Source organism: Haladaptatus marinus (assembly GCF_051194195.1).
In genome coordinates, this window is sequence record NZ_JBLZNK010000002.1 from 74,826 (window position 1) to 100,212 (window position 25,387).

General features: G+C 61.0%; 22 protein-coding genes and 1 pseudogene. 14 read left to right on the forward strand and 9 right to left on the reverse strand.

Annotation, left to right across the window (positions count from 1 at the left end; genetic code table 11):
• Positions 1-268 precede the first annotated feature (268 nt).
• The 8 genes from ACN2TU_RS02350 (at position 269) to ACN2TU_RS02385 (ending at position 8,716) form a co-directional block, all read left to right on the forward strand.
• Positions 269-1,495: a LeuA family protein gene (locus ACN2TU_RS02350; RefSeq protein WP_435153627.1), complete on the forward strand. Its 1,227-nt coding sequence runs from the start codon at positions 269-271 to the stop codon at positions 1,493-1,495.
• A 424-nt stretch (positions 1,496-1,919) separates the two neighbouring features.
• Positions 1,920-3,728, forward strand: coding sequence for a biosynthetic-type acetolactate synthase large subunit (ilvB, locus tag ACN2TU_RS02355; protein ID WP_435152628.1), 1,809 nt, complete (start codon positions 1,920-1,922; stop codon positions 3,726-3,728).
• On the forward strand, positions 3,725-4,435 hold the full coding sequence (ilvN, locus tag ACN2TU_RS02360; RefSeq protein ID WP_435152630.1) for an acetolactate synthase small subunit: 711 nt from the start codon (positions 3,725-3,727) through the stop codon (positions 4,433-4,435). The genes ilvB and ilvN overlap by 4 nt, the downstream gene beginning before the upstream one ends.
• 11 nt (positions 4,436-4,446) lie before the next feature.
• Positions 4,447-5,481: a ketol-acid reductoisomerase gene (gene ilvC, locus ACN2TU_RS02365; RefSeq protein WP_435152632.1), complete on the forward strand. Its 1,035-nt coding sequence runs from the start codon at positions 4,447-4,449 to the stop codon at positions 5,479-5,481.
• On the forward strand, positions 5,474-5,725 hold the full coding sequence (locus ACN2TU_RS02370; protein WP_435152634.1) for a DUF7989 family protein: 252 nt from the start codon (positions 5,474-5,476) through the stop codon (positions 5,723-5,725). The genes ilvC and ACN2TU_RS02370 overlap by 8 nt, the downstream gene beginning before the upstream one ends.
• A complete protein-coding gene (gene leuC / locus ACN2TU_RS02375; RefSeq protein ID WP_435152635.1) occupies positions 5,722-7,143 on the forward strand; it encodes a 3-isopropylmalate dehydratase large subunit in 1,422 nt (473 codons plus the stop codon). The genes ACN2TU_RS02370 and leuC overlap by 4 nt, the downstream gene beginning before the upstream one ends.
• Positions 7,140-7,739 carry a 3-isopropylmalate dehydratase small subunit gene (leuD, locus tag ACN2TU_RS02380; RefSeq protein WP_435152637.1) on the forward strand — a complete coding sequence of 200 codons (600 nt, stop codon included), beginning with the start codon at positions 7,140-7,142 and terminating at the stop codon, positions 7,737-7,739. Before leuC ends, leuD begins: the two co-directional genes overlap by 4 nt.
• Positions 7,736-8,716: an isocitrate/isopropylmalate dehydrogenase family protein gene (locus ACN2TU_RS02385; RefSeq protein WP_435152639.1), complete on the forward strand. Its 981-nt coding sequence runs from the start codon at positions 7,736-7,738 to the stop codon at positions 8,714-8,716. Before leuD ends, ACN2TU_RS02385 begins: the two co-directional genes overlap by 4 nt.
• Positions 8,717-8,868: 152 nt before the next feature.
• Here the strand turns inward: ACN2TU_RS02385 and ACN2TU_RS02390 are convergent, their stop codons facing one another.
• The 7 genes from ACN2TU_RS02390 to ACN2TU_RS02420 all read right to left on the reverse strand — a co-directional run bounded on the left by ACN2TU_RS02390 (position 8,869) and on the right by ACN2TU_RS02420 (position 16,786).
• Positions 8,869-9,654: an ABC transporter permease gene (locus ACN2TU_RS02390; protein WP_435152641.1), complete on the reverse strand. Its 786-nt coding sequence runs from the start codon at positions 9,652-9,654 to the stop codon at positions 8,869-8,871.
• Entirely contained in the window at positions 9,651-10,643 is a 993-nt protein-coding gene (locus ACN2TU_RS02395) for an ABC transporter ATP-binding protein (protein ID WP_435152643.1), read from the reverse strand. Before ACN2TU_RS02395 ends, ACN2TU_RS02390 begins: the two co-directional genes overlap by 4 nt.
• Before the next feature lie 46 nt (positions 10,644-10,689).
• The gene (locus ACN2TU_RS02400) at positions 10,690-12,006 is read right to left on the reverse strand and encodes an aspartate aminotransferase family protein (RefSeq protein ID WP_435152645.1); all 1,317 of its coding nucleotides are present in this window, start codon (positions 12,004-12,006) and stop codon (positions 10,690-10,692) included.
• A 30-nt stretch (positions 12,007-12,036) separates the two neighbouring features.
• Positions 12,037-13,365 (reverse strand): dicarboxylate/amino acid:cation symporter, encoded by a 1,329-nt coding sequence (locus ACN2TU_RS02405; protein ID WP_435152646.1) that lies wholly within the window; start codon positions 13,363-13,365, stop codon positions 12,037-12,039.
• A 414-nt stretch (positions 13,366-13,779) separates the two neighbouring features.
• Positions 13,780-15,495, reverse strand: coding sequence for a dihydroxy-acid dehydratase (gene ilvD, locus ACN2TU_RS02410; RefSeq protein WP_435152648.1), 1,716 nt, complete (start codon positions 15,493-15,495; stop codon positions 13,780-13,782).
• A gap of 66 nt (positions 15,496-15,561) precedes the next feature.
• Positions 15,562-15,843: a DUF8152 family protein gene (locus ACN2TU_RS02415; protein WP_472850200.1), complete on the reverse strand. Its 282-nt coding sequence runs from the start codon at positions 15,841-15,843 to the stop codon at positions 15,562-15,564.
• Positions 15,844-15,898: 55 nt separating this feature from the next.
• A complete protein-coding gene (locus tag ACN2TU_RS02420; protein WP_435152651.1) occupies positions 15,899-16,786 on the reverse strand; it encodes a sulfurtransferase in 888 nt (295 codons plus the stop codon).
• Positions 16,787-16,875: 89 nt separating this feature from the next.
• Here ACN2TU_RS02420 and ACN2TU_RS02425 point away from each other — a divergent pair, with 89 nt between their 5' ends.
• The 3 genes and pseudogenes from ACN2TU_RS02425 (at position 16,876) to ACN2TU_RS02435 (ending at position 21,539) form a co-directional block, all read left to right on the forward strand.
• Positions 16,876-17,109, forward strand: a complete 234-nt coding sequence (locus ACN2TU_RS02425; RefSeq protein ID WP_435152653.1) for a hypothetical protein — start codon at positions 16,876-16,878, stop codon at positions 17,107-17,109.
• Between the two features lie 284 nt (positions 17,110-17,393).
• Positions 17,394-19,565, forward strand: a complete 2,172-nt coding sequence (gene katG / locus ACN2TU_RS02430) for a catalase/peroxidase HPI (RefSeq protein WP_435152655.1) — start codon at positions 17,394-17,396, stop codon at positions 19,563-19,565.
• A 165-nt stretch (positions 19,566-19,730) separates the two neighbouring features.
• Positions 19,731-21,539, forward strand: a pseudogene (locus tag ACN2TU_RS02435) (S9 family peptidase).
• Between the two features lies 1 nt (position 21,540).
• Here ACN2TU_RS02435 and ACN2TU_RS02440 read toward each other — a convergent pair.
• Positions 21,541-22,515 (reverse strand): WD40/YVTN/BNR-like repeat-containing protein, encoded by a 975-nt coding sequence (locus ACN2TU_RS02440; protein WP_435152657.1) that lies wholly within the window; start codon positions 22,513-22,515, stop codon positions 21,541-21,543.
• A 111-nt stretch (positions 22,516-22,626) separates the two neighbouring features.
• On the opposite strand from ACN2TU_RS02440, the gene ACN2TU_RS02445 reads away from it, so the two are divergent.
• The 3 genes from ACN2TU_RS02445 (at position 22,627) to ACN2TU_RS02455 (ending at position 25,010) form a co-directional block, all read left to right on the forward strand.
• Positions 22,627-23,274 (forward strand): helix-turn-helix domain-containing protein, encoded by a 648-nt coding sequence (locus tag ACN2TU_RS02445; protein WP_435152659.1) that lies wholly within the window; start codon positions 22,627-22,629, stop codon positions 23,272-23,274.
• 80 nt (positions 23,275-23,354) lie between these two features.
• Entirely contained in the window at positions 23,355-23,615 is a 261-nt protein-coding gene (locus ACN2TU_RS02450; protein WP_435152661.1) for a HalOD1 output domain-containing protein, read from the forward strand.
• A gap of 102 nt (positions 23,616-23,717) precedes the next feature.
• Positions 23,718-25,010, forward strand: coding sequence for an MFS transporter (locus tag ACN2TU_RS02455; RefSeq protein ID WP_435152663.1), 1,293 nt, complete (start codon positions 23,718-23,720; stop codon positions 25,008-25,010).
• Here the strand turns inward: ACN2TU_RS02455 and ACN2TU_RS02460 are convergent.
• The gene (locus ACN2TU_RS02460) at positions 24,948-25,361 is read right to left on the reverse strand and encodes a hypothetical protein (RefSeq protein WP_435152665.1); all 414 of its coding nucleotides are present in this window, start codon (positions 25,359-25,361) and stop codon (positions 24,948-24,950) included. The genes ACN2TU_RS02455 and ACN2TU_RS02460 overlap by 63 nt on opposite strands.
• Between the last annotated feature and the right edge of the window lie 26 nt (positions 25,362-25,387).

Genomic DNA, 25,387 nt, shown 5'->3' on the forward strand with positions numbered 1-25,387 from the left:
ACACCGACCGTCGGGACTCCTCACACGAGGCGATGCGTCTCGTTGTCGCGCGGCCCAGCGCGTTTCGCTTCGATTTACTCCGACTTACCGGTAATCTCTGCCAACGACGCTGCTGCGCAGTCGAACCCGATTAAACTACCTTAATCAGTATAATCACACACAACCGCGTCGATGGGTGGCGATTTTCTGTTAAAATCCTCTCTCGAAAATCATTCTTTTCTGAAACGACCTGTCTAACCACCACGCTTAAGTATGAGGTCGCGACTTCATCCGAGTACAATGTCTGAAAACGACAGCACCTCCGAGAGGGGGGGTCGAGTTCTTCGAGGGCACGTTAGCCCACACCAACGAGATTGAGACAGTTCGAGTTTTCGATACGACGCTCCGCGACGGCGAGCAGACGCCACGCACCTCGTTCACGCCGGACGAGAAGCGCGAAATCGCGACCGCGTTGGACGAGATGGGAACCCACGTCATCGAGGCGGGATTCCCGGCCAACGGGGACGCCGAATTCAAGGCTGTCCGCGACATCGCCGAATCGACGCGGGCGACGACCTGCGCGCTGGCCCGTGTCGTGGACGGCGACGTGGAAACCGCGCTGGATACCGGTGCAGGAATGGTTCACATCTTCGCTTCGACCAGCGACGTGCAAATCGAGGATTCGATGCACGCCACGCGCGAAGACGTGAAAGAACGCGCCGTGAAAGCCGTCGAACGTGTCGCCGAGGCGGGCGCGAGTCCGATGTTCTCGCCGATGGACGCGACGCGAACCGACCCGGAGTTCATGGCCGAAATCGTGGAGGCGGTCTCCGAGGCAGGTGTCGAATGGATTAACGTCCCTGACACCTGCGGCGTGGGGACGCCCGCTCGGTTTGCCGACCTCGTGAAACAGATCCGCGAGCACACGGACGCCCGAATCGACGTGCACACGCACGACGACTTTGGAATGGCCACGGCAAACGCCATGGCCGGGTTGGAAGCGGGTGCGGAACAAGTGCAGGTCAGCGTCAACGGCATTGGCGAACGTGCCGGAAACGCCGCCTTCGAGGAGGTCGTCATGGCCGCGGAGGGCGTCTACGGCGTCGATACCGGAATCGACACGACGCGCATCACGGAGGTTTCCGAGATGGTCGCCGAGTACAGCGAGGTTTCGGTTCCGGTGAACAAACCCGTCGTGGGCGCGAACGCCTTCGCCCACGAAAGCGGGATTCACGCAGCGGGCGTCATAGAGAACAGTGATACGTTCGAAACGGGCGTCATGAAGCCCGAGATGGTCGGCGCGAACCGGGAGTTCGTCCTCGGCAAGCACACCGGGACGCACGCGGTTCGGAAGCATCTCACGCAGGACGGATTCGCCCCGAGCGAAACGGAAGTCCGGCAAATCACGCGTCGAGTCAAAGACCAGGGTGCGGAGAAGTCCCGGGTCACTGTCAGCGATGTCCGTCGATTCGCCCGCGAACTGGGTGTCGATTCTCGCGAGGAGGCCAGAGCGTAACCATGCCTTCCCGCGTTCGTTTCACCATCGACCAGCGACGGTACAACGGAAAATCGTGCGTGGCACGGTTTCGGGGCAAAAGTTGCCCAACGCGTAAGGCCTATTTCCGTCGCCGTAGGAAGAGTGCAAACACAGATGCGACAGTCACACACAACCCTCGATTCACAGGAGTCGAGCGGTGCGGCTGTCGAGCGCGTACTCATTATTGTAGGGGTCTAGCTACCCCTACACCCTTTTCACCCCCGACCCCTGAACCGCCATCCAACAGCACCGAGTCTACGCGCAAATCCATGTCAAAAACACGACCAACAGCCAAGCGGTATCGACCGCAGTTCGACCCGCACCGACGACCGATCGACGAACAGCACCTACAAACTGAATCCAACCGACCGAACACCAACACACGAACCGAGGTGACGGATTCATGAGCGAAAACGCGGTTCGCACTGTTTCCGAATCCGAGGAATCGAGTGAGAAACCGGCCCGTGACGATGAACCGACCCCCAAGGAGTCGGAGACGAGTCAGCAGTCGACCGAATCCGGCGGCCCACGAACGGGCGCGAGCGCCGTCGTCAGCGCGCTCGAATCTGCGGGTGTTGAGACCCTTTTCGGCGTCCAAGGTGGCGCAATCATGCCGGTGTACGACGCGATCGGCAAATCCGATTTGCGCCACGTCACGATGGCACACGAACAGGCAGCCGCCCACGCCGCCGACGCCTATGGCATCGTCGCCGGCACGCCGGGTGTCTGTCTCGCCACGTCCGGACCGGGCGCGACGAACCTCGTCACCGGACTGGCCGACGCGGACATGGACTCCGACCCGGTCGTCGCCCTGACGGGACAGGTTCCGACGAACTTCGTCGGCAACGACGCGTTTCAGGAGACGGACACCACGGGCGTCACAGCACCCGTCACGAAGGCGAACTACTTCGCGGGGGAGACCGAATCCGTCGGCGAAACGGTCGGCGAAGCGTTCGCGCTGGCCCGCGAGGGTCGGCCCGGGCCGACCCTCGTGGATTTGCCGAAGGACGTGACGCTGGCTGAAACCGATTCCGAGGACGCCACGTCCGAGACGCCGGAACACTACAATCCGCAGGAACAACCGGACGCCGACGCCGTCGCGGAGGCGGCCCGGACGCTGGAATCAGCTGATCGTCCGCTGATTTTGGCCGGTGGCGGCGTCATCAAAGGCGACGCAAGTGCGGAACTGCGCGCGTTCGCCACCGAGCACGACATCCCGGTCGCGACGTCGATGCCCGCCGTGGGCTCGTTTCCGGAAGACCACGAGCAGTCGGTCGGGATGGTTGGCATGCACGGAACCGGCCCCGCGAACATGGCCGTCACGCACTGCGACACCCTCCTGGCAGTCGGGTGTCGCTTCGACGACCGACTGACCGGTGGCGTCGAGTCGTTCGCTCCGGAAGCCACCGTCGTCCACATCGATATCGACCCGGCGGAGATTTCGAAGAACGTCTACGCCGAGGTTCCCGTCGTGGGCGATGCCGGAACCGCACTCGCCGAAATCGGCAAGCAGGTGGAATCGCTGCTGAACGCGGACGACTGGCGCGAGCAGGTCGCGGACTGGCAGGATGAGTACCCGATGACCTACCACGCGTCCGAAGACGGACCGGTCAAACCCCAGTTCGTCGTGGAAGCCTTCGATGCCGCGACTGCGGACGATACCATCGTCACGACCGGCGTCGGTCAGCATCAGATGTGGGCGGTTCAGTTCTGGACGTTCACCGAACCCCGGACGTGGGTTTCCTCGCACGGTCTCGGAACGATGGGCTACGGCCTGCCCGCCGCGATCGGTGCGCGAACGGCGGCCGACGATGACCAGCAGGTCGTCTGCTTCGAAGGCGACGGGTCGTTCCTGATGACGGTGCAGGAGCTGTCGGTTGCAGTCCGTGAAAACATGGATATCACCGTGGCCGTCCTGAACAACCGCTACATCGGCATGGTTCGACAGTGGCAGGACGCCTTCTTCGACGGCAATCGTGTCGCCTCGGAGTACGACTGGTGTCCCGACTTCGGCACCCTCGCCGAAGCCTTCGGCGCGAACGGGTTCACGGTTGACCACCCGGACGAAGTGGCCGACACGGTCGAGGCTGCGCTGGAGTACGACGGCCCGTCCGTCATCGACTTCCACATCGACCCGCGCGAAAACGTCTACCCGATGGTCGCAAGCGGCGGTGCCAACGGAAAATTCGCTCTGTCGGAGGAGCAACTATGAGCGGCGAGGATTCAGCGCCGTCGGCGGGAATGCCCGGCCCCGCGCCGGAGGAGCGGCCGCACCCCGACGGGCGGCGGAACGCGCAGGGCGTCCGAATCGACCCCGAGGCGGAGGCGGAAGCCGCGCGACGAACGGCGGTGATTTCCGCGCTGGTCGAGCACGAACCCGGCGTCCTCTCGCAGGTGTCGGGCCTGTTCTCCCGGCGACAGTTCAACATCGAGAGTCTGACCGTCGGCCGAACGACGGTCGATGGCCACGCCCGAATTACGCTCGTCGTGGAAGAAACCGACCACGGCATCGAACAGGCGCGAAAGCAGTTGGCGAAACTGCCGACCGTCATTCAGGTGGGCGAACTGGACGACAACGCGGTTCGTGCGGAACTCGTCCTCCTGAAAGTTCGCGGCGACGAACCCGACAAGGTTCATGCCATCACCGAGATGTACGAGGGCCAGACGCTGGACGCCGGACCACGAACTATCACGGTGCAGATTACCGGCGACCAGCGGAAGATAGACGACGCAATCGACGCCTTCCGACAGTTCGGTATCATCGAAATCGCGCGGACTGGACAGACCGCTTTGGCCCGCGGCGACACGCCGACGACACCCGGCGAGGAACCGGGACACTCCACGGAACCGACCGACAGCGGTTACGAGACGGAAGAGGAACGCGACGAAACGAATCGATCGACGACGGAGACCAACTGAGGATTCCGACAATGACAACGATATACTACGACGACGACGCAGACGACGCACAGCTAGCAGACAAAACGGTTGCCGTCCTGGGCTACGGCAGTCAAGGCCACGCCCACGCGCAGAACCTCGCGGAAAGCGGGGTGGACGTGGTCGTCGGCCTCCGCGAATCGTCGTCCTCGCGGAAGGCGGCGGAAGCCGACGGCCTGCGCGTAGCGACACCCAAGGAAGCGGCCAGCCAAGCGGACGTCGTCTCGGTACTCGTGCCGGACACCGTCCAACCGGCGGTGTACGCCGACATCGAATCCGAACTGGAATCGGGCGACACCCTCCAGTTCGCACACGGTTTCAACATCCACTACGGCCAAATCGAACCGCCGGAGGACGTGGATGTGACGATGGTTGCGCCGAAGTCGCCGGGCCATCTCGTTCGGCGGAACTACCAAGCGGACGAGGGGACACCGGGCTTGCTCGCGGTCTATCAGGACGCTAGCGGCGAGGCGAAAGCCGAGGGGCTGGCTTACGCGAAAGCTATCGGCTGTACCCGGGCGGGCGTCGTCGAGACGAGTTTCCAAGAGGAGACGGAAACTGACCTGTTCGGCGAGCAGGCCGTGCTCTGTGGCGGCGTCACGGAACTCATCAAGATGGGCTACGAGACGCTCGTGAACGCTGGCTACTCGCCGGAGATGGCCTACTTCGAGTGCCTGAACGAGGTGAAACTCATCGTCGACCTGCTGTACGAGGGCGGCCTCGGCGAAATGTGGGATTCGGTCTCCGACACCGCCGAATACGGCGGCCTGACTCGCGGCGAGGTCATCGTAGACGACCACGCCCGTGAACAGATGGAGAAGGTGTTGGAGGGCGTGCAGAACGGCGAGTTCGCCCGCGAGTGGATTCTGGAGAATCAGGCCGGACGCCCGGCCTACCGCCAGAAGCGACAGGCCGAGAAGAATCACGAAATCGAGGAGGTCGGTTCGGAACTGCGCGAGTTGTTCGCGTGGGCGGATGCGGAAGAAACGGACGAGAAGGAGAAACAGGAGGTGCCAGCGGATGACTAAGAATCCACCTAAAAACCGGGAGATGGCGAACGTGAGTCACGTCCATCCCTACGCCGACCAAGGAGCGATGACGCGCCTGTTCAACCGTGGCCCAACCGTGGCAGACGGCGGGGTTGCGGAGGACGCGACCGACGAAAACGAGCCCGACACGATGGCGGAGGTGTCGCACTCCCCTCCGGAAGGGGCAGGTGACTCCTCCGAGGTCTTCGAACGCGGTTACGAACATCGGGTAGGAAATAGATGAGCGAGGGAACGCTGTACGACGCGGTGTGGGACAGACACCGCGTCACCGACCTGCCGACCGGGCAAACCCAACTGTTCGTCGGCCTGCATCTCATCCACGAGGTGACGAGTCCGCAAGCGTTTGGGATGTTACAGGAGCGTGACATTGAAGTCGCCTATCCCGACCGAACACACGCGACGGTCGACCACATCGTCCCGACTGCCGACCAGTCGCGACCCTACAGCGACGACTCGGCCGAGGAGATGATGGCCGAGTTGGAAGAAAACGTCCGTGAAGCGGGTATCGACTTCTCGCATCCCGACTCCGGCGACCAGGGTATCGTCCATGTTATCGGGCCCGAACAAGGACTCACGCAACCCGGGATGACCATCGTCTGTGGCGACAGCCACACCGCCACGCACGGCGCGTTCGGCGCGCTGGCGTTCGGTATCGGAACCAGCCAGATTCGGGATGTGCTGGCGACCGGAACGATTGCGATGGAGAAACAGGACGTGCGCCAGATTCGAGTCACGGGTGAACTCGGGGCGGGCGTCTCCGCGAAGGACGTGATTTTGGAAATCATCCGCCGACTTGGAACCGACGGCGGCGTCGGCTACGTCTACGAGTACGCGGGCGAAGCCATCGAAAACATGGGCATGGAGGGCCGGATGAGCATTTGCAACATGTCCATCGAGGGCGGCGCTCGCGCTGGCTACGTTAATCCGGACGAGACGACGTACGAGTACCTGCGCGAGACGGACGCCTTCCGCGACGACTCCGACGAGTTCGACCGGCTGAAGCCCTACTGGGAGTCGATTCGGTCGGACGAGGACGCCACCTACGACAATGTGGTCGAAATCGACGGTGACGCCCTTGAACCGATGGTAACGTGGGGAACGACGCCCGGCCAAGGTGTCGGCATCACGGAACCGATTCCAGAACCCGACGAACTGCCGGCGGACAAACGCGAGACGGCCCGACAGGCACAGGAACACATGCGCGTCGAACCCGGCGAAACGATGGCTGGCTACGACGTAGACGTGGCGTTCCTCGGTTCCTGTACGAACGCCCGGTTGCCGGATTTGCGCCGAGCCGCGAACATCGTGGAGGGACGCGAAGTCCACGACGACGTTCGCGCGATGGTCGTCCCCGGTAGTCAGCGCGTGAAAGCCGCCGCGGAGCGCGAAGGATTGGACGAAATCTTCCGCGAGGCAGGCTTCGACTGGCGAAACGCCGGGTGTTCGATGTGCCTCGGGATGAACGACGACCAACTGGATGGGGACGAAGTTTGTGCGTCGTCCTCGAACCGCAACTTCGTCGGACGACAGGGCAGTCCGGACGGCAAAACCGTACTGATGAGTCCGGAAATGGTTGTTGCGGCAGCGATTCACGGTGAAGTGACCGACGTGCGAGAGATGCAGGAGGTGGCGAGTGCATGACTGACGAAATCGAATCAACGGCAGGAACTGGCGTGGCAGTTCGCGGCAACGACATCGACACCGACCAGATAATTCCGGCGCGGTTCATGAAGGTTGTCACCTTCGACGGACTGGGTCAGTTTTCCTTCTTCGACCAGCGATTTACGGACGATGACGAACAGAAAGACCATCCGTTCAACCACGACCAGCACCGAGACGCCTCGGTGCTGGTCGTCAACGCGAACTTCGGCTGTGGTTCCTCCCGCGAGCACGCGCCGCAGGCGCTCGCTCGCTGGGGAATCGACGCCATCGTCGGCGAGAGCTTCGCCGAAATTTTCGCAGGAAACTGTCTCGCGCTGGGGATACCGACCGTAACGGCAGATTCGGAGACGGTCGGAGAACTCCAGGACTACGTCGAAGCCAACCCCGACACCGAAGTCGAAGTAGACGTGGCGAACGAGACGATTCGCTACGCCGGTCAAGAGGTCGGGGTGAACGTGGACGATGCCCAGAAGAAGGCCCTCGTTGAGGGTATCTGGGACACCACTGCACTGATGAAGTCGAACGAAGAAGCGATTGCGAAGACGGCCGAAAACCTCCCCTACGTCAAACCATGACCGAGCAAATCGCAGTCATTCCCGGCGACGGAATCGGTCAGGAAGTCGTGCCCGCGACTCGGCAGGTTCTCGAAGCAGTCGAACCGGAATTCGAGTTCGTGGAGGCGGCGGCGGGCGATGCGGTGAAAGAAGAAACCGGAACCGCGCTTCCCAACGAAACGCGCGAACTCGTGGCCGAAGCAGATGCAACCCTGTTCGGCGCGGCGGGCGAGACGGCGGCGGACGTTATCCTTCCGCTCCGCCAAACGGTCGATTCGTTCGTCAACGTTCGACCCGCGCGGGCCTACCCGGGAACTGACGCCCTGCGCCCCGAAACGGACCTCGTCTTCCTCCGCGAGAATACCGAAGGCGTGTACGCTGGCCACGAGTCCAGACTGTCGGACGACGTAGCAACCCTGACGCGCGTCGTCACCGAATCCGCCTCGGAACAGCTCGCGGAGTTCGCCTGCGAGTACGTCGAGGACCGCGACGAAGATGGATTCACTGTCGCGCACAAGGCCAACGTGATGCGCGAGACCGACGGTCTTTTCCGCGACACGGTAGACCGCGTGGCCGACGTTCGCGGTGTCCCCCACGACGAAGCCCTGATGGACGCGTTGGCGACCCACCTCTGTCTGCGCCCGGAGGAGTACGGGGTCATCGTCTGTCCCAACCTCGCTGGCGACGTGCTCTCCGACCTCGCCGCCGGATTGGTCGGCGGTCTTGGTCTTCTCCCCTCGGCCAACATCGGCCCCGAAAACGCCCTGTTCGAACCGGTTCACGGCACCGCCCCGGACATCGCAGGCGAGGGCGTAGCGAACCCCTGCGCGACGATGTTCTCGGCGGCAATGTTGATCGAGTATTTGGGCTACGATGAGGACGGACAAGCAGTTCGCGGCGCTGTCGAGTCAGTGCTGGAAGACGGCCCACGGACGCCCGACTTGGGCGGCGATGCCGGAACTGGAGAGGTCACCGAGGCAGTCATCGACCGACTGTGATTTCTCTCGACAGTCTGCCATATCTGCCGTTTCGTGCTTTGCGATATATGTTTTCTGTCGTAAAATGGGACGAAATAGTTCGTTGATCTCCCCCTAACCGCCGACCGAAACGGCTACTCCTGACGTGAAAAATGCGTATTCTACGTCGAAGCTCAGTCAGTCAACCCATAGCCACGCCGGAACAGGTACGCATCGACCAGCATGAACACCAGCGTCAGGCCTGACAACACCGCAAGCGAGAGGTTCGGATTGACCTCCGAGGCACCGAGAAATCCGTATCGAATCCCGTTAACCATGTACACCATCGGGTTGAGTAGGGTGATGTCGCGGAAGATGCCATCCGGAAGGCTGTTGACGGTGTAAAAGACCCCGCCGAAGAAGACGAGCGGGCGGACGAGAAACTGGTTCATCATCGTCAAATTGTCCCAGTCGTCGGCCCAGAGGCCGCCGACCACGCCGACGCTCGAAAACAGGAGCGTGATGACCAGGGCGAAGGCGACGAGGTAGAGCGGTTGGGCGACGCCGACGCTGGTGAAGAACGCACCGATTCCGGCGATGAGCGTTCCGACGAGCAGTCCGCGGACTGCACCGGAGACGATGTACGCCGCGACCATCCGTGAGTAGGACATCGGCGAGGTCAGCGTCTCTTCGATGTAGCGGTTCCAGCGCCCGTGGAAGATGGAAAACGAGGAGTTCTCGAATGCGTTGGAAATCGCGCCGAGAACCACGAGACCGGGGAGGATGAACGTGATGTACTCCACGGTCAATCCATCGAATTTCATCGTCCCGACGCGCTCGCCGAGGACGACGCCGAAGACGGCGAAATACAGCACGTTCGTGACGAACGGCGGGACGAAGGTGTTCCTCGGCCGACGAAGGAATCGGAGGATTTCACGGCGCGTGAGTGTCACGAATCCGGTCAGGCCATGACCGCTCATCGTTCCCCTCCGTCAGTGACCGCCGAAACCGTTTCTCGTTCGTCCTCTTCGGTACCTGTCCCACCCTCTTGAGTCCGCGTCATCGACACGAACACCTCCTCGAGGGAGGTTCGGGAGATGTCGAAATACTCGATATCGAATCCTTTTCGGTCGAGTTCGCGGACGAGTTCCGGGGCGAGCAGTCCGGCCTCTCGTGCCGTGATGACGAGGGCGTCGCCATCCAGTTCCACGTCCTGAATCTTGTCGCGTCCCGCCGATAGGTGCGGCGCGGATTCGGGCGGATTGCGGAGCGTAATCGTGATTTTGTCGGGTCCTTGGTTCATCAACTCGTCGGGACTCGCCACCTCGACGATTTCGCCCGAATCGAGAATCGCGACTTCATCACAGAGTCGTTCCGCCTCCTCGATATAGTGCGTCGTGAGCAAAATGGTGGTTCCCGACTCGTTGAGTTCGATAATCGTGTCCCAAAGTTCATGCCGGATTTGTACGTCCACGCCAGCGGTGGGTTCGTCAAGAATGAGCAAATCCGGCTCGGTGATGAGCGCCCGTGCCAGCATGAATCGGCGTTTCATCCCGCCGGAGAGCCAGTCGAATCGCGTGTCGCGCTTGTCGTAGATTCCGACCCGTTTCAGCACCTCGTCCGCCTTCTTTTTCGCCTCGGATTTCGGAATCCCGTGATAGCCCGCCTTGTGCTCGAGCACTTCCCGAATCGGGAAGAATCGGTCAACGTTGAACTCCTGTGGCGCGAGACCGATTCGGTCGCGGGCCTCACGGTAGTCGTCTTCTACGTCCGCGCCGAACACTTCCGCGGTGCCACCCGAATTTTTCACCAGTCCGACGAGGATGTTGATGAACGTCGTCTTGCCCGCGCCGTTCGGGCCGAGCAGGCCGAAAAACGAACCCTCCGGAACGTCGATCGATACGCCCTTCAGTGCCCGTACGTCGCCGTACTGCTTCTCTAAATCCCTGATACGTATCGCAGAATCCATTGAGCGTTTCGTAACAACCGGGCGGGGTTAAGCCTGCTGAACCGGGTCAGAGGTTCGCAAGCACGTCGTCGGCGTCGTCGAGATACGACGCCAGATGCTCCGCTCCGTGGGCAAACGAGAGGTGGTGGCGTTTGTACGGGTTCGGCGTGAAGAAGTGGCCGCGTTCGCGCATCCCGGCCGCGAATTCGCGGAACAGTTCCTCGTCCAGGCCGAGGATGTCCTCGTAGTTTTCGGGTTCCTGGCTGACGCCGAACTGGAGGCTGAAGATGCTCCGGTGGCCGACGACGCGGCCCTCGATGCCGTGGTCGGCCAGCAGGTCACGGAGTCCGTCGCGGTATTCGTCGCCGAGGCCAGTGACGTAGCCCTGTACATCTTCCTCCACGATAGTGTCGATGGTTTCGCGTGCCGCGGCGAGTCCGGGCAGGTTTCCGGAGTACGTGCCGCTGATGACGACACCGCTCTTGTTGTCCCCGCCCGCCTGTGAGAGCAGGTCTTCGCGCCCACCCACTGCCGCGACCGGGTAGCCGTTGCCGAGTGCCTTCGCCACGCAGGTCAAATCGGGCGTCACGCCGAACTCGCCCTGCGCGCCGTGTGGCGAGTGACGGAACCCCGTAATCACCTCGTCGAAGATGAGCGGTACGTCGGCCTCAGCGGTCAGTTCACGGACCGTATCCAAGAATCCCTGTTGGGGCAGAAGACAGCCAACCGAGTGTGGAACCGGTTCGAAGATAACACCCGCGAGGTCGTCGCCGTGTTCGCGGAAAACCTCCGCAACGGCCTCCGAATCGTTGAACGGAACGACGAGCGTGTTTTCGACCGCGGACGAGAGCATACCCTCCGACTCGGGGTACTGCTCGCCGAGCTGGTCTTCCGGCGGATAGACGCTGATATCCACGTAGTCGTGCCAACCATGGTAGCAGCCCTCGAACTTCAAGATTTTCTCGTTGCCCGTGGCTGCCCGGGCGAGTCGAATCGCGTGGTACGTCGCCTCGCTTCCGCTGTTGCAGAAGTTGACCTGCTCGATGCTCGGGAGGTTTTCGACCAGTCGTTCAGCCACTTCGACTTCGAGTGGGGCCGTCCCCGCGCCGTAGAGGACGCCACCGTCGATGGCTCTCCGGGCCGCGTCGTCCACCGCTTCGTGGGCGTGCCCGAGAATGATGGGGCCGAAGCCGAGATGGTAGTCGGTGTATTCGTCGCCATCGACCGTCGTAAGCGTCGCGCCCTCCGCGCGCTCGAAGGCGACTTCGCCCGTGTCGTACGCCTGTGCCCGGAGTCCGGTTTGGGCACCACCCGGAATCACGTCCCGGGCGCGTTCCACGATTCGGTGGCTTTCCGTCGCGTCACTCGTCGAATTCGAATTCATTGCTGAAAGGAAATCTGGGTTCGTCGTTCGTCAGTCGTCAGTCGTCGAGGTACTCGTCACACTGCCGGATTCGACACCATCGTCGGCCCACACGCCGGTCGAGAAGTCGATGGCGTCGTTCCATTTCGCGACGAGAGTCGTCACGGCGAGGTCACCGGTAACGTTGTTCATCGTGCGCATCCGGTCGAGAAGCGGGTCGATACCGAGGACGAGGGCAATCGCCTGAACCGGGAGGCCGACCTGCGTGAACACGACGGTCATCATGACGATGCTCGCGCCCGGGACGCCCGCAGTACCGACGCTCGCGATGAGCGCCGTCACGAGGACGCTCAACTGCTCCGCCATCGTCAGCGATTTCCCGACGACGTTCGCGGTAAAGATGGCGGCAATTCCGAGGTACATCGCCGTCCCGTCCATGTTGATGGTCGCGCCAAGGGGGAGCGAGAAGCTGTACACCTCCTGATCGATGCCGAGGTTCTCGTCCGCGTTGGACATCGTCACGGGGAGCGTCCCGCTAGACGAACGAATGCTCAGTGCCGTCATCATGGCGTCTTTGCTCCCGCGGACGAACGACATTGGGGATTGACCGACCAGTCCGCTGATGATGAAGAGGAGATAGACGACCGAAATCTGAATACCGATGGCGATGGCAAGCGTCGCGAACAGTTTGAACAGCGAGAAAATGGCCTCGACACCGGTGTTGGCGAACAGCGCAGCCATCAGGGCAAAGACGCCGATGACGCCGTACTCCATAACGCCCCAGACGACTTTGAACATCACTTCTGCGCCCGCTTCGACGATGTCGAAGATCGTCTCGACGCCGTTGTAGACGCTCGACCCTTCTTCGGCTTCGTCACGAACCACCGTCAGGCCAACGCCGAACGCCAGCGCGAAGAAGATGACGCTGAGGATTTTCCCCTCCGCCATCGCACCGAACGGGTTCTCCGGGACGATGTTGAGGAAGACCTGTCCGAGACCCGGCGACTGCTTCGTCTCGACGGTGCCTGTTGCATTTTCGAGCAGAAGGCCGACACCGGGGTCGATGACGTTGCTCACGACCAGACCGAGTCCGATCGCGATCATCGTCGTGAAGAGGTACAGGAGGATGACTTGACCGCCGACCTTCCCGAGGTTCTTCGGCGAGAGGTTCCGCGCGGCCATGATTAGCGTGAAGACCACGATGGGGACGATAACCATCTTCAGCAGTCGGACGAACAAGTCGCCGAGGGGCTGGAGATTCGTCGCCGGCTCGCCAACCACGAGTCCCACGATAGAGCCGAGAACGAATGCAGCCGCGATACGGTAGATGATGGGTACCGACCGATAGCGCTGCCACGTTTGTGTTACACTACTCGTCATACAATACCAATGTACATCGACAACCATTCAAAAACACTTTCGATTTTTCGCAGTATCTTGTGGTAAACAACAGCATCTTCGGTTAAATTTGTAAATTTATGTATTCAGGATGATGTTGGCTGATCCGACCACTGATGGACAACTCCCTTCAACCTGTTCAGTCGAATCGAGTGTTCATTTCACGGACTTTCGAGTCGAAAGTCTATTGTGATAAATTGACACAGCGGAGTTCGACCCCGATTATTTATAAGGTGCGTCGAGATCACTTTCTCGGGCGCGTTTCGATTACGAGCAGTATCGACGAGTTCAACACCGCAAACCAACTCCTTCGCTGGGAAAATCTGAACCAAAAGCCGTCGTCACCCCTGGTTGGGGTTCCTCGGCCCGACTGCTTCGCAGTCGGAAATCGTCCTGTTACTCCCGCTTTGCACTCGGGTTCGTCACCGCGCCGTTTGCCGCCGACCCGAACGATGCGCCGTATTTGGCAAGGACACCGGAGGAGTAGGGCGCTTCGCCGGGTTCCCAGTCGTTCAGTCGCGCCGCGACTTCCTCGTCCGAGAGCGAGACTTCGAGCCGTCTATTCGGAATATCCACCGTCACTTCGTCGCCGTCTTCGAGAACCGCGATTGGGCCGCCGTCGCGGGCTTCCGGTGCGACGTGACCGACCATCGGACCGCGCGTTGCACCCGAAAACCGTCCGTCCGTGAGAAGCGCCACGTCGTCTTCATGACCTTGGCCGACGACCGCCGCGGTGACGCCGAGCATTTCACGCATGCCGGGGCCGCCGCGCGGTCCTTCGTTGCGAATCGCGAGTACGTCGCCGGATTCGATGTGACCCTCCTGCACGTATTTCATCGCATCTTCCTCGTTCTCGAAAACGCGGGCCGGGCCGGTGTGGTGGAATTTGTCGTCGCCGGTCACCTTCAGCACCGCACCGTCCGGCGCGAGATTGCCGGTCAGAATCTTGATTGCGCCTTCCTCGTGGAACGGGTCATCTGCCGGGCGGATGAAGTCGGCGTTCTCGTCCACCTCTCCCGTCACACCCAGATGGTCGAGTTCTTCCTCAACGGTTCGGCCCGTCACGGTCATCGCATCGCCGTGGACGTGCCCTGAATCGAGCAATCGGCGAAGAACGGTCGGCACGCCGCCGATTTCGTGCAGGTCTTGCATCACCCGCGACCCGCCGGGTTGGAGGTTGACGATTTTCGGCGTCCGACGGGAAATCTCGTCGAAGTCCTCGATTTCGAGGTCGATTCCGGCCTCCGCGGCGAGTGCGAGGAGATGAAGCACTGCGTTCGTGGAACCGCCCATGGCGACCTGCACCGCGATGGCGTTCTCGAACGATTTCCGGGAGAGGATATCCGAGGGTCTGCGGTCGTTTTCGACCGCTTCGAGGACGAGTTCCCCCGCCCGTTCCGCGACTTCGTATCGCTCGTCCGACTCGGCGGGCGGACTGGCGGAACCGAGCGGAGCCAGTCCGAGGGCTTCGCTGATGGATGCCATCGTGTTGGCGGTGAACATCCCGCCGCACGACCCCGCACCGGGGCAGGCGTCGTGTTCGAGTTCGACTAATTCCTCTTCGGTCATGTCACCGTGGGCCACCGCGCCGACGCCCTCGAAGACGTTCTGGACTGTCACTTCGCGTCCCTCGTGTTCGCCGGGAAGAATCGACCCGCCGTAGAGGAAGACGGTCGGCAGGTCAGTGCGGATGGCCGCCATCATCATGCCAGGGAGGTTCTTGTCACACCCTGCGACCGTCACGAGGGCGTCCATGCGCTCGCCGAACGCGACGAGTTCGACGCTGTCGGCGATGACCTCGCGCGAGATGAGGCTGGCTTTCATCCCCTCGGTGCCCATCGAAATCGCGTCGGAGATTGTGATGGTGCCGAACTCGATCGGCATCCCGCCCGCCGAATCGACGCTCTCGATGGCGGCGTCGGCTACGTCGTCCAGATGGACGTTACACGGTGTGATGTCCGCGGCGGGGTTCGCCACTCCGACCATCGGGGAAGAGAGGTCATCGTCGTCGAATCCCATCGCCCGGAACATCGCCCGGTGCGGCGCGCGTTCCGGCCCTTCGGTGACTTCACGGCTTCGTAACCCGTCGTCTTTCTCGCCACTGTTGCTCATGACTGTGGGTAAGGGTGGCGCGGGGGGTTAAAGACTCGCCAAGCGACAGACCTTGCTGTCGAATCGCTATTCCATTTTGGACAGAATTTCGTCCGTCAGTTTCCGCGCCTGCTTGACGTGTTCGTTCGCCTCGTCGCTCCCCGTCCCATCAACGTGCGAGAGCAGTTCAGCCGCCTGCGAGACGCGCTTTTTCACGACTGATTCTGGTGCCCCTCTTGCATCCCCAACGACTGCTTCCGCCTCCCCGAGATACTGGCTCGGTCTGGTCGCCACTGGCAAGGAGGCAGTCGCTTCGAGATGGCCGTACAGGTCGCCGACGAGTTGTTGAGTATCGGTGATACTGGGGATTCGTGAGCGACTCCCTTCGGCCTGTCGCTCCCCTTGTTCCGCGCGTTCCCGTTCGCTAATCTTCCTCGCCAGTTTCGATGGGCGCGCGAACCAGATTCCCCCACTCGGTCCATGACCCGTCGTAGTTTCGCACGTCGTCGAAACCGAGCAGTTCGTGCAGGGCGAACCACTCGATTGACGACCGTTCTCCAACCCGGCAGTAGGCGATGACCGACTCCTCGCCGTCAACGTCGTGGTCGGCGTAGAGGTCACGCAGTTCGTCGGCGGATTTGAATCGGCCGTCGTCTGCAAGAACTTGCGCGACCGGAATGTTGCTCGCGCCGGGGATGTGGCCTGCGCGCTGTGCCGTCTCTTGCAACCCTTCGGGGGCGATGATTTCACCGGTGAACTCTTCGGGCGAGCGAACGTCAACGAGGGGAAGTCCGGACTCGATGGCTTTGTCTACCTCGTCTTTGTACGCCCGAATTCCCTCGAACGGGCCGCGGGCGTGGTATTCCACTGCCGGATGGTCGGGTTCCTCATTGGTAAGTTCGTGGCTGTTTTCGACCCAGTAATCCTTCCCGCCGTTTAACACGCGAGCGTCCTCGTGACCGTAGTATTTGAACTCCCAGTAAGCGAACAGCGCAAACCAGTTCGGAATCCAGCCGTCGCCGTAGAAGACGACGGTGGAATCCTCGCTGATTCCGGCCTCGCCGACCACCTGCTCGAAGTCCTCTTTTTTGAGGATATCGCGCTCCGTCGCGTCGGAGAGGTCTTCGTCCCACTGCATGCCGATAGCGCCGGGGATGTGTCCCTCGTCGTAGCGTGACGGAAAATCGCTGTCGGGCGATTCGGGACTGTTCACTTCCACGAGTCGATAGTCTGAGTCGTCGCTTTCGAACTCCTCGATGTGGTCTTCTACCCATTCCGCCGAGACGAGTACGTCGCTTGCGTAGTCTGGCATCGAAGGGTGGACGACGGGGAAAACCAAAACGTTCGCGGCCAGTTCGCCCCGCCGGTAGGACTACTTTCTCGACCCACGTCGGGTGGAACATGGTGTTCCAGCGGACACGCGAAACGGTGGCGGTTTTCCGCGAATCGCGAGCGGCAGTTCGCGAAGGTGGAACCGCGATTCGGGAGGCACGGATCGAACTCGAACGGAGATACGAACGAAATTTGCGACGAATAGAGAGCGTCGAGCGCTCCGTGGAACTGCTTCGAACCGACGGGCGGGAGACCGACCTTCGGCGTCTATTCGCAACACTCGACCTCGGCGACGACCCATAACAGCAGTAGAACGAAACGGAATCTAGCTAGTTTGATGGCGATATTGGAGAATTATTTTCCAAATAGTGAAAATGCAGTCCTATAACAGAAATTAATGGAAAGGGATGGAGAACATCATCGGTATGTTTATTAAGATTACCTTGTATCACTTATCCACAGGAGATACTGTTAATGTCTGAGGATACACCCAAGCATGGTATGGGAGACCCCGAGTGCGGAACGGGCGACGTCGAAAATGGAACGTTCACAGTCGCGAACGATGAGATTTCGGAGGTTCCCCGACGATGAGTGGTTCCAATCACGACTGGTGGCCGAACAAGTTGAACTTGGACATCCTTGACCAGAACGCTCGCCAAGTCGATCCGATGGGTGAGGATTTCGACTACGCCGAGGAGTTCGAGACACTCGACCTCGACGCGGTAAAGGCGGACATCGAAGAGGTCATGACGACATCACAGGAGTGGTGGCCCGCTGACTACGGCCACTACGGGCCGCTCTTCATTCGAATGGCGTGGCACAGCGCCGGTACCTACCGCACCACGGACGGCCGCGGCGGCGCATCCGGCGGTACCCAACGCTTTGCCCCCCTCAACAGTTGGCCCGACAATGCGAACCTCGACAAGGCCCGCCGACTACTCTGGCCGGTCAAACAGAAGTACGGCCGCAAACTCTCGTGGGCCGACCTGCTAGTCCTAACCGGAAACGTCGCCCTCGAGTCGATGGGATTCGAGACGTTCGGCTTCGCCGGCGGGCGCGAAGACGCCTTCGAGCCCGACGAGGCCGTCTACTGGGGGCCCGAGGACGAGATGGAGGCCACCGAGCGATTCGACGACGGAGAACTCGAGGAGCCGCTCGGTGCCACCGTGATGGGCCTCATCTACGTTAACCCGGAGGGTCCAGACGGTGAGCCGGACACCGAGGGGTCGGCGGAGAACATTCGCGAGGCGTTCGGCCGGATGGCGATGAACGACGAGGAAACCGTCGCGCTCATCGCCGGCGGACACACGTTCGGAAAGGTTCACGGTGCCGACTCCGGTGACAACCTCGGCCCTGAGCCCGAAGCCGCATCTATCGAGAAACAGGGCCTCGGCTGGGAGAACGAGCACGGCTCCGGCAAGGGCTCCGACACAATTACCAGTGGAATTGAGGGCCCCTGGACCCAAGCGCCGGTCAAGTGGGATATGGGCTACCTCGACAACCTGCTAGACTACGAGTGGGAACCGGAGAAAGGTCCCGGCGGCGCGTGGCAGTGGCGGCCGGTGGGCGAGGAGTTGGAGGACACCGTTCCGGACGCCCACGATTCGTCGAAGAAGCAGACCCCGATGATGCTTACGACGGACGTCGCCCTGAAGCGTGATCCGGAGTACCGGGAGATAATCGAGCGCTTCCAGGAGAACCCGGTCGAGTTCCAGGACGCCTTCGCGAAGGCATGGTACAAGCTGATCCACCGTGACATGGGCCCGCCGGTTCGATTCCTCGGCCCGGAGGTTCCCGACGAGGAGATGCTGTGGCAAGACCCCATCCCCGACGTCGACCACGAACTGGTCGGGGAGGAAGCGGTCGCCGAACTCAAAGAGCGGATTCTCGACTCGGAACTGTCCATCTCCCAACTGGCCAAGACCGCCTGGGCGTCGGCATCGACGTACCGAGATAGCGACAAGCGCGGTGGGGCGAACGGGGCCCGCATTCGCCTCGAACCGCAGAAGAGCTGGGAGGTAAACGAGCCAGAACAGCTGGAGACGGTGCTGGAAACCCTCGAAGGGATTCAGGAGGAGTTCAACAGTTCGCAATCCGACGGAACGAAGGTCTCGCTCGCTGACCTGATCGTACTGGGCGGCAACGCTGCCGTCGAGCAGGCGGCGGCGGATGCCGGGTACGACGTGGACGTGCCGTTCGAACCGGGCCGTACCGACGCCTCGCAGGAACAAACCGACGTCGAGTCCTTCGAGGCGCTCGAACCGGAAGCCGACGGGTTCCGTAACTACCTCGGAGACGAGGCCGACCAGTCGGCGGAGGAGTTGCTGGTGGACAGGGCGGATCTGATGAACCTGACGGCTGCTGAGATGACGGTGCTGGTCGGCGGCATGCGCGCCCTGAATGCGAACTACCAGGGTTCCGATCTCGGCGTCTTCACCGACCAGCCGGAGACGCTGACCAACGATTTCTTCGTGAATCTGCTCGATATGGACTACGAGTGGGAAGCGTCCTCAGAATCCGAAGACATCATGGGACAGGAAGCGTCCTCGGAAGCCCGAGAGATTTACGAGCTGCGCAACCGTGAAACGGGCGAAATCGAGTGGACGGGTTCCCGCGTGGATCTCGTCTTCGGTTCGAACTCCCGACTTCGAGCCATCGCGGACGTCTACGGCTCCGACGACGCAGAGGAGAAATTCGTCAACGACTTCGTCGGTGTGTGGGATAAAATGATGAGTCTCGACCGCTTCGACCTCGAATAATCTCGGCAGAGACCCTTCGGCTCGGTGGCCGTGTACGACGTCTCGATGGAGTGTCGTCACGGTTCCCAATTCGGTCTCGCAACTGAGTCCCGCTTTTTCGAGCCGTCCAGTTCTATTTCGCTGGCTTGAAAAGACTAATATGTTGACGTTTGCGAATATGACTCGATGACAGACGGATTTTCGCTGGAAGCCCTCGCGCGACTTCCGGAGTTTCACCATCCCGCCGCCTCCCCCGACGGCGAGCGAGTCGCGGTCTACTACGACACCACCGGCAGAAACGAACTCCACGTTATCGACGTGGCGACCGGTGAGACGACACAGATCAGCGACGAAAACGTCCCGCGAGACGCCCGCTGACCATTCATGTGGACTGCCGACGGTGACAGTCTCTACTTCCACCGCGACGACGCGGGCGACGAGCAGAACGACATCTGGGAAATCGACCTCGATGGTAACGTCTCTCCCGTTGTCGAGGATTCGGGGCAGTGTTTCCTCAACGACGTTCACGACGACGAACTCCTGTACGCGAGTAGTGCTGGCGGGCAGTTGAACCTTTATTGCTACGACTGCGAGGCGGGACCCAACGAGCAGTTGACCGAGTACGAGCGCGCGGTCTGGAACGGCGGATTCGCTCCCGACGGCGACCGACTCGCGTACACGACGAACGAGTCCGACGACCTGAACAACGACGACGTGTATGTGGCCGACGCGGATGGGTCGAACCCACGAAACCTCGAACTCGGCACCGACGGCAGCGAAACCCGATTCGCCGACTGGTCGCCGGATGGAACCCGACTGCTCGTCTCGGACAATACCGAGGACAAAATTCGGTGCGGCATCTACGACCTCGAAACAGGGGACATCGAGTGGTTCGGATTCGGCGACTACGTCGAAGACCCAGTCGGCTTTCTTCCGGACGAAAACGGCTTCCTCGTGCTCCGACCCCGTGACGCCGCAGTCGTCCCGCTCGTGTACGACATGGAGAGCGGAGACGCCACCGAACTCGACTTGCCGATGGGCGTCGCGTCGTTCCCGGAGTACGGGGACGCCGCCCTGCTCGGTGACGGGCGAGTACTCGTGAAACAGACGACGCCGACGCAGCGTCCCGCCCTGCTCGTGTACGACCTCGAATCCGGCGAGACCGAAACGCTCCTCGAACCCGAGTACGGCGACATCGACCCCGACTCGTTCGCGGACGCGGAGTACGTCAGCTTCGAATCGCACGATGGACTTGAAATCGGCGGCCTGCTGTACGACTCGGGAGAACGACCCTCTCCGGCGGTCGTGGACATTCACGGCGGCCCAACGTTGAACGACCGTCGAGAGTTCGACCAGCGCGCGCAGTTCTTCGCCAGTCGCGGCTACACCGTCCTGCAAATCAACTATCGCGGCTCGATTGGTCGCGGGCGCGAGTTCAAAAACAGCCTCATCGGCGACTGGGGCGGTGCCGAGCAGGACGATATTGCCGAGGGTGTTCGATGGCTCCAGCAGAAGGACGAGATAGATGAGGAGCGCGTCGTCGCCTACGGCGGTTCCTACGGCGGGTACAGCGCCTACTGGCAGATGGTGCAGTATCCGGAACTGTACACCGCAGGCATCGCGTCGGTCGGCGTCACCGACCTCCACGACATCTACGAAAACACGATGCCACACTACCAAACCGGCCTCATGGAGAAGTTCATGGGCGACCCGGAGGAAAACCACAACCTCTACCGGGAGCGAAGTCCCATCGAATACACGGACAACCTGAGCGAGCCGCTACTGATGATTCACGGCGTCAATGACGCCCGCGTGCCCGTCTCGCAGGCCAGACTGTTCCACGACGCCCTCGATGCCGACGGCTTCGAAGAGGGCGAAGACTACGAGTACGAAGAATTCGGCGAAGAGGGTCACGGAAGCACCGACATCGAACAGACGATTCGCTCGTTCGAACTCGTCGACGACTTCTTCGACCGACGAGTTTCGACGGAGTGAATTAGGGAACCACCGCCAATCCGCGTGCTGTCTGGCGTTCGAACTCCGGCGGCCATTCCAAATCGAGCGGCTCCCACGTTGTTCCCGCATCCTCGGTTCGGAAGATACCGCGATTGGTCACGGCGTACAGTTTTCCGTTCAATTCATCGACTGCGAACACCGCCCGAGTGACGCTTGCACCGGTCTCCAAGCTGTCGAGACGTTTCCACGGTTTGCCGTTCCGTTTGCGATACACGTACGATTCGGCGGCGTCGGCGTTGTGTGCCGTTCGTGGGCCGGTAGCGCTGGAAACGAGGACGGTGTCCGGGTCGTCGGGAACGACTGCGACGCTCCAGCAGTAGCGATGGTCGAGGCCATCCTGCGGGTATGCCCACGTCTCGCCGCCATCCACGGACTCGGCGTAGCCGTCTCCGGCGGCAGACCAAACGCGGTTCGGGGCTTCGGGGTGCGTCGTTAACGAGTGGTTGTCCAGCCGGGCGTCCGGAACGCGGTCTTCCCACGTTTCACCTGCATCGTGAGTTTGGACGAGTGCGCCAGCCTCGATGCCGACATAGAGATGTTCCGGGTCATGCGGGTCGGGTTCTATCCAGCGGACGTGGTGGGTGTGTGGACGTGGCGGGAACGACCAGTGCGGTTCGGACGGGAGATCCGTCAGCCCCTCGCGTTGCTCCCACGACTCCCCGGCGTCTTCGCTTCGATAGACTGCACTTGGTTCCGTCCCGACCCAGACCGTCTTCGGGTCAGTCGGGTCGATGGCGAGCGACATCACCGACTCTCGAATCGTCCCGCGTCCGACCGCGTGGAACGTCTCGCCACCGTCGTCGCTCCGAAACAGTCCGGCGTCGAACGTTCCGCAGAAGACGTGGTCGGGCGTCGCAGCGACGCACTCCAGGTCGTGACTGTCGAGACGTATTTCCGTCGTCCCCGCCTCGTCGGCGACGAGCAATCCACCTCGCATCGCGGCGTACAGTTCCATACCAATAGCGATGCGCTGTAGATGCCTGAATCTATGGCCCGTTGTTTCATCAGCCCTCCCTGTGAACAATTGTGGGAACGTTTACACCAGTTCCGACCATCCCATAGATGCATGGTCGCAATCGCCGAATTCGTTATTCCAGCCGAAGATTTCGATGTCGGTCGTGTCTTCGCGGATCTACCGGGTGTCTCGGTCGAATTCGAGCGAATCATCCCAATGCCGGATGTCGTCGTTCCGTTCGTCTGGATTCGTGGTACGAGTGCCGAATCGGTCGAGCGAGCGGCGAGCACCCACGAGGCGATTAGCGCAATTCGGAAGATAGATGAAGTCGGGAACGACCGAATGCTGTTTCGTATCGAATGGAGTCGATCGGTCGAAAACACGTTTGCAACGCTCGTGGAGATGAATCTCACCGTTCTGTCCGCCCACGGGTCGGACACGGAGTGGAAGTTCGAGTTCCGAACGGAAACGAACGACGACGTTCGCGAATTCCTCGAATACTGTCGAGAGCGGGATGTCCGGACGAAACTCGTCCGAATTCATGGAGTCGATGCTCCGTCCTTTGCCGACAACTTCGGACTATCCGAAGCCCAGTACGAAGCGCTCGTCCTCGCCTACCAGTTCGGCTATTTCAACGACCCGCGCGAGTCATCGCTCGAAGATATCGCTCCAGTTCTGGACATCTCGCGGCAGGCGCTTGCAAAACGAATTCGACGGGGACTGTACTCCCTCCTCGGGAAAACTATCGTGCGGGAGTAACCCGGTGGAGACTGGTGTCGTTTCATTGCATAGTAAACACACACGGGAAAGCCTCCACTGCGCGAACGGAGAGTATGTAAATGACCGAAACAGATGTCTCCAAGTCGTCCAGTAGCCCGCAAACAGGGAGTCTTCTCGTCATCGAGGCGATTGCGGAGATGGTCAATGTCGAACCATACGAACTCCATCCCCCACTGTACGACGTTATCGACCCGGAAATCCTCGACCGACTCGTTCGTCTCGACGGTGACCCCGACAACACGGTCGCGTCCCTCTCGTTTACCTACTCCGGCGTCGAGGTCGTCGTTCAGTCCGATGGCTACATTTCGGTCGATTCGTAACTGGTAGGCACGTACCGCTGCCGACCCCATTATTGAAAAATATCTAACTTTAATTGCTGTCAGCAAACTGCTTTCTGGGTATCGTTCGGATGCGAAAACGAAATGTCGCGTCCTCCGGCGGTCGTACTGAAATACTACTGCTATCAGGCAACCCTCTCGCTGGGGTTCATATCGCCGATTTTCACCCTGTTCTTGCTCTACCGAAATCTGGATTACACACAAATCGCCCTGCTCAGCACCCTGTATGCCAGTCTGACTGTCGTAAGCGAGGTTCCGACCGGATATATCGGCGACCGAATCGGTCGCCGTGACAGCCTCATCGTTAGCACCGTCTGCATGACCGCCTCGATTCTGGGGTTCGTAGTCGCTCGCTCGTTTCTCGCGCTCGCGGTGCTGTACGTCCTCTGGACGTTCGCGCTCGTCTTTCGCTCCGGCAGTGACGATGCGTGGCTCTACGAGACGTTGCAAACGGAACTCGACACCGACCGGTTCGCACACGTCGGGGGTCGTGGAACGGCGGTCAATCAGGGTGTGACCGTTGTGGCAGCGCTCATCGGCGGGGTACTGTACGAACTTGACCCGACCCTTCCGTTTCTCGTCTCCGGTCTGCTGAACGGCGCTGGCGTGTTCGTCCTGTTCACGCTCCCACGGAATCCGGAATACTCCGACCCTGATCGTGACGTGCTCTCCCCGATCGATGCGATTCGATTCGTTCGGAACCATCTCTCGGCATCGCCACTTCGGTCGTTCGTCGCGTACGTTGCGCTGTTTTTCGCCCTCACCGCCGCCGTCGAAAGTTACGTCCACCCGATTGCGACCGAAATGCTCGGAATCCCGGTCGAATGGATTGGCCCGCTGTACGCCGGATTTTCGCTCCTCTCCGCCGGAGTGAGCTATCACGCCGGAACGGTTGAGGACGCGTTCGGTGTCCGGGCGACGACAACGGTCGTTCCCCTCATATTCGCCGTCTCGCTCGTCATTCCGGTGTTCGCTCCACTCTTCGCGCTCCCGATGTTCTTCGTTCGAACCGGGTCACGGACGTTACTCCGGCCGTTGGTCAACCAGTACATCAACGACCATTCGGCGTCGATTGGCCGAGCGACGGTTCTCAGCGCCGCGTCGATGGTGTACGCGCTGGTCAAACTGCCGTTCACGATTGCGTGGCCTTATCGCCGACGCGTACTCGCCGCTCGTTGCGGTTGCTTCGCTGGGTGGGGTTGCACTCGTCGGACTCACTGCACTCGCCGGATTCACGGCGGCTTCTGCGTGGGATTTCTCCACGCCTTCGTAGAATGCGTTTTCACGAGAAAACGGACGGAACTTGGTTTCCGATTAGAGACTCGCCGGGTCACGACTGACGAGTTCGAGGCGAATCGACTGGAGGACGGTGATTAGTCCCATCAGGGACACGAGGAGCGTCCCCGGTGTTCGCGGGTTCGACCAATCCGGGGTTTGTGTATCATCGAAGTAGTAGTACTTTTCACCCTTTTTTACGACTGTAGGTGGAGCTTGTACTTTCGATTCGAACGTGTACTCCTGTCCTTCAATCATATTCTGCACGGTCTTTTGGTCGCTCGGCGACAGTTCGTCGAAGACCCACCATTGTCGCCCGTCCGGGGAATCCTTGGACTGACCGACCGATTCGTAGCGGTAGTCGTAGTCCGCGAAGACAAAGAAGGGATAGACCCAGGCGACCATGATGAGTAGACCGACGAAAAAGAGGGCAAAATGATTTCGTGAGACCATATCTGGCGGTTTGCTGAGACCGCGCC

Bases quoted from the DNA above. Each gene is read 5' to 3' on its own strand.
- leuC (WP_435152635.1), top strand. From the start codon at position 5,722: ATGAGCGAGGGAACGCTGTACGACGCGGTGTGGGACAGACACCGCGTC.
- ACN2TU_RS02445 (WP_435152659.1), top strand. From the start codon at position 22,627: ATGGTCGCAATCGCCGAATTCGTTATTCCAGCCGAAGATTTCGATGTC.
- ilvB (WP_435152628.1), top strand. From the start codon at position 1,920: ATGAGCGAAAACGCGGTTCGCACTGTTTCCGAATCCGAGGAATCGAGT.
- ACN2TU_RS02395 (WP_435152643.1), bottom strand. From the start codon at position 10,643: ATGGATTCTGCGATACGTATCAGGGATTTAGAGAAGCAGTACGGCGAC.
- ACN2TU_RS02440 (WP_435152657.1), bottom strand. From the start codon at position 22,515: ATGGAACTGTACGCCGCGATGCGAGGTGGATTGCTCGTCGCCGACGAG.
- ACN2TU_RS02385 (WP_435152639.1), top strand. From the start codon at position 7,736: ATGACCGAGCAAATCGCAGTCATTCCCGGCGACGGAATCGGTCAGGAA.
- ACN2TU_RS02425 (WP_435152653.1), top strand. From the start codon at position 16,876: ATGGTGTTCCAGCGGACACGCGAAACGGTGGCGGTTTTCCGCGAATCG.
- ilvC (WP_435152632.1), top strand. From the start codon at position 4,447: ATGACAACGATATACTACGACGACGACGCAGACGACGCACAGCTAGCA.
- ilvN (WP_435152630.1), top strand. From the start codon at position 3,725: ATGAGCGGCGAGGATTCAGCGCCGTCGGCGGGAATGCCCGGCCCCGCG.
- ACN2TU_RS02400 (WP_435152645.1), bottom strand. From the start codon at position 12,006: ATGAATTCGAATTCGACGAGTGACGCGACGGAAAGCCACCGAATCGTG.
- ACN2TU_RS02450 (WP_435152661.1), top strand. From the start codon at position 23,355: ATGACCGAAACAGATGTCTCCAAGTCGTCCAGTAGCCCGCAAACAGGG.
- ACN2TU_RS02460 (WP_435152665.1), bottom strand. From the start codon at position 25,361: ATGGTCTCACGAAATCATTTTGCCCTCTTTTTCGTCGGTCTACTCATC.
- ACN2TU_RS02390 (WP_435152641.1), bottom strand. From the start codon at position 9,654: ATGAGCGGTCATGGCCTGACCGGATTCGTGACACTCACGCGCCGTGAA.
- leuD (WP_435152637.1), top strand. From the start codon at position 7,140: ATGACTGACGAAATCGAATCAACGGCAGGAACTGGCGTGGCAGTTCGC.
- ACN2TU_RS02420 (WP_435152651.1), bottom strand. From the start codon at position 16,786: ATGCCAGACTACGCAAGCGACGTACTCGTCTCGGCGGAATGGGTAGAA.
- ACN2TU_RS02405 (WP_435152646.1), bottom strand. From the start codon at position 13,365: ATGACGAGTAGTGTAACACAAACGTGGCAGCGCTATCGGTCGGTACCC.
- ACN2TU_RS02455 (WP_435152663.1), top strand. From the start codon at position 23,718: ATGTCGCGTCCTCCGGCGGTCGTACTGAAATACTACTGCTATCAGGCA.
- ilvD (WP_435152648.1), bottom strand. From the start codon at position 15,495: ATGAGCAACAGTGGCGAGAAAGACGACGGGTTACGAAGCCGTGAAGTC.
- katG (WP_435152655.1), top strand. From the start codon at position 17,394: ATGAGTGGTTCCAATCACGACTGGTGGCCGAACAAGTTGAACTTGGAC.
- ACN2TU_RS02370 (WP_435152634.1), top strand. From the start codon at position 5,474: ATGACTAAGAATCCACCTAAAAACCGGGAGATGGCGAACGTGAGTCAC.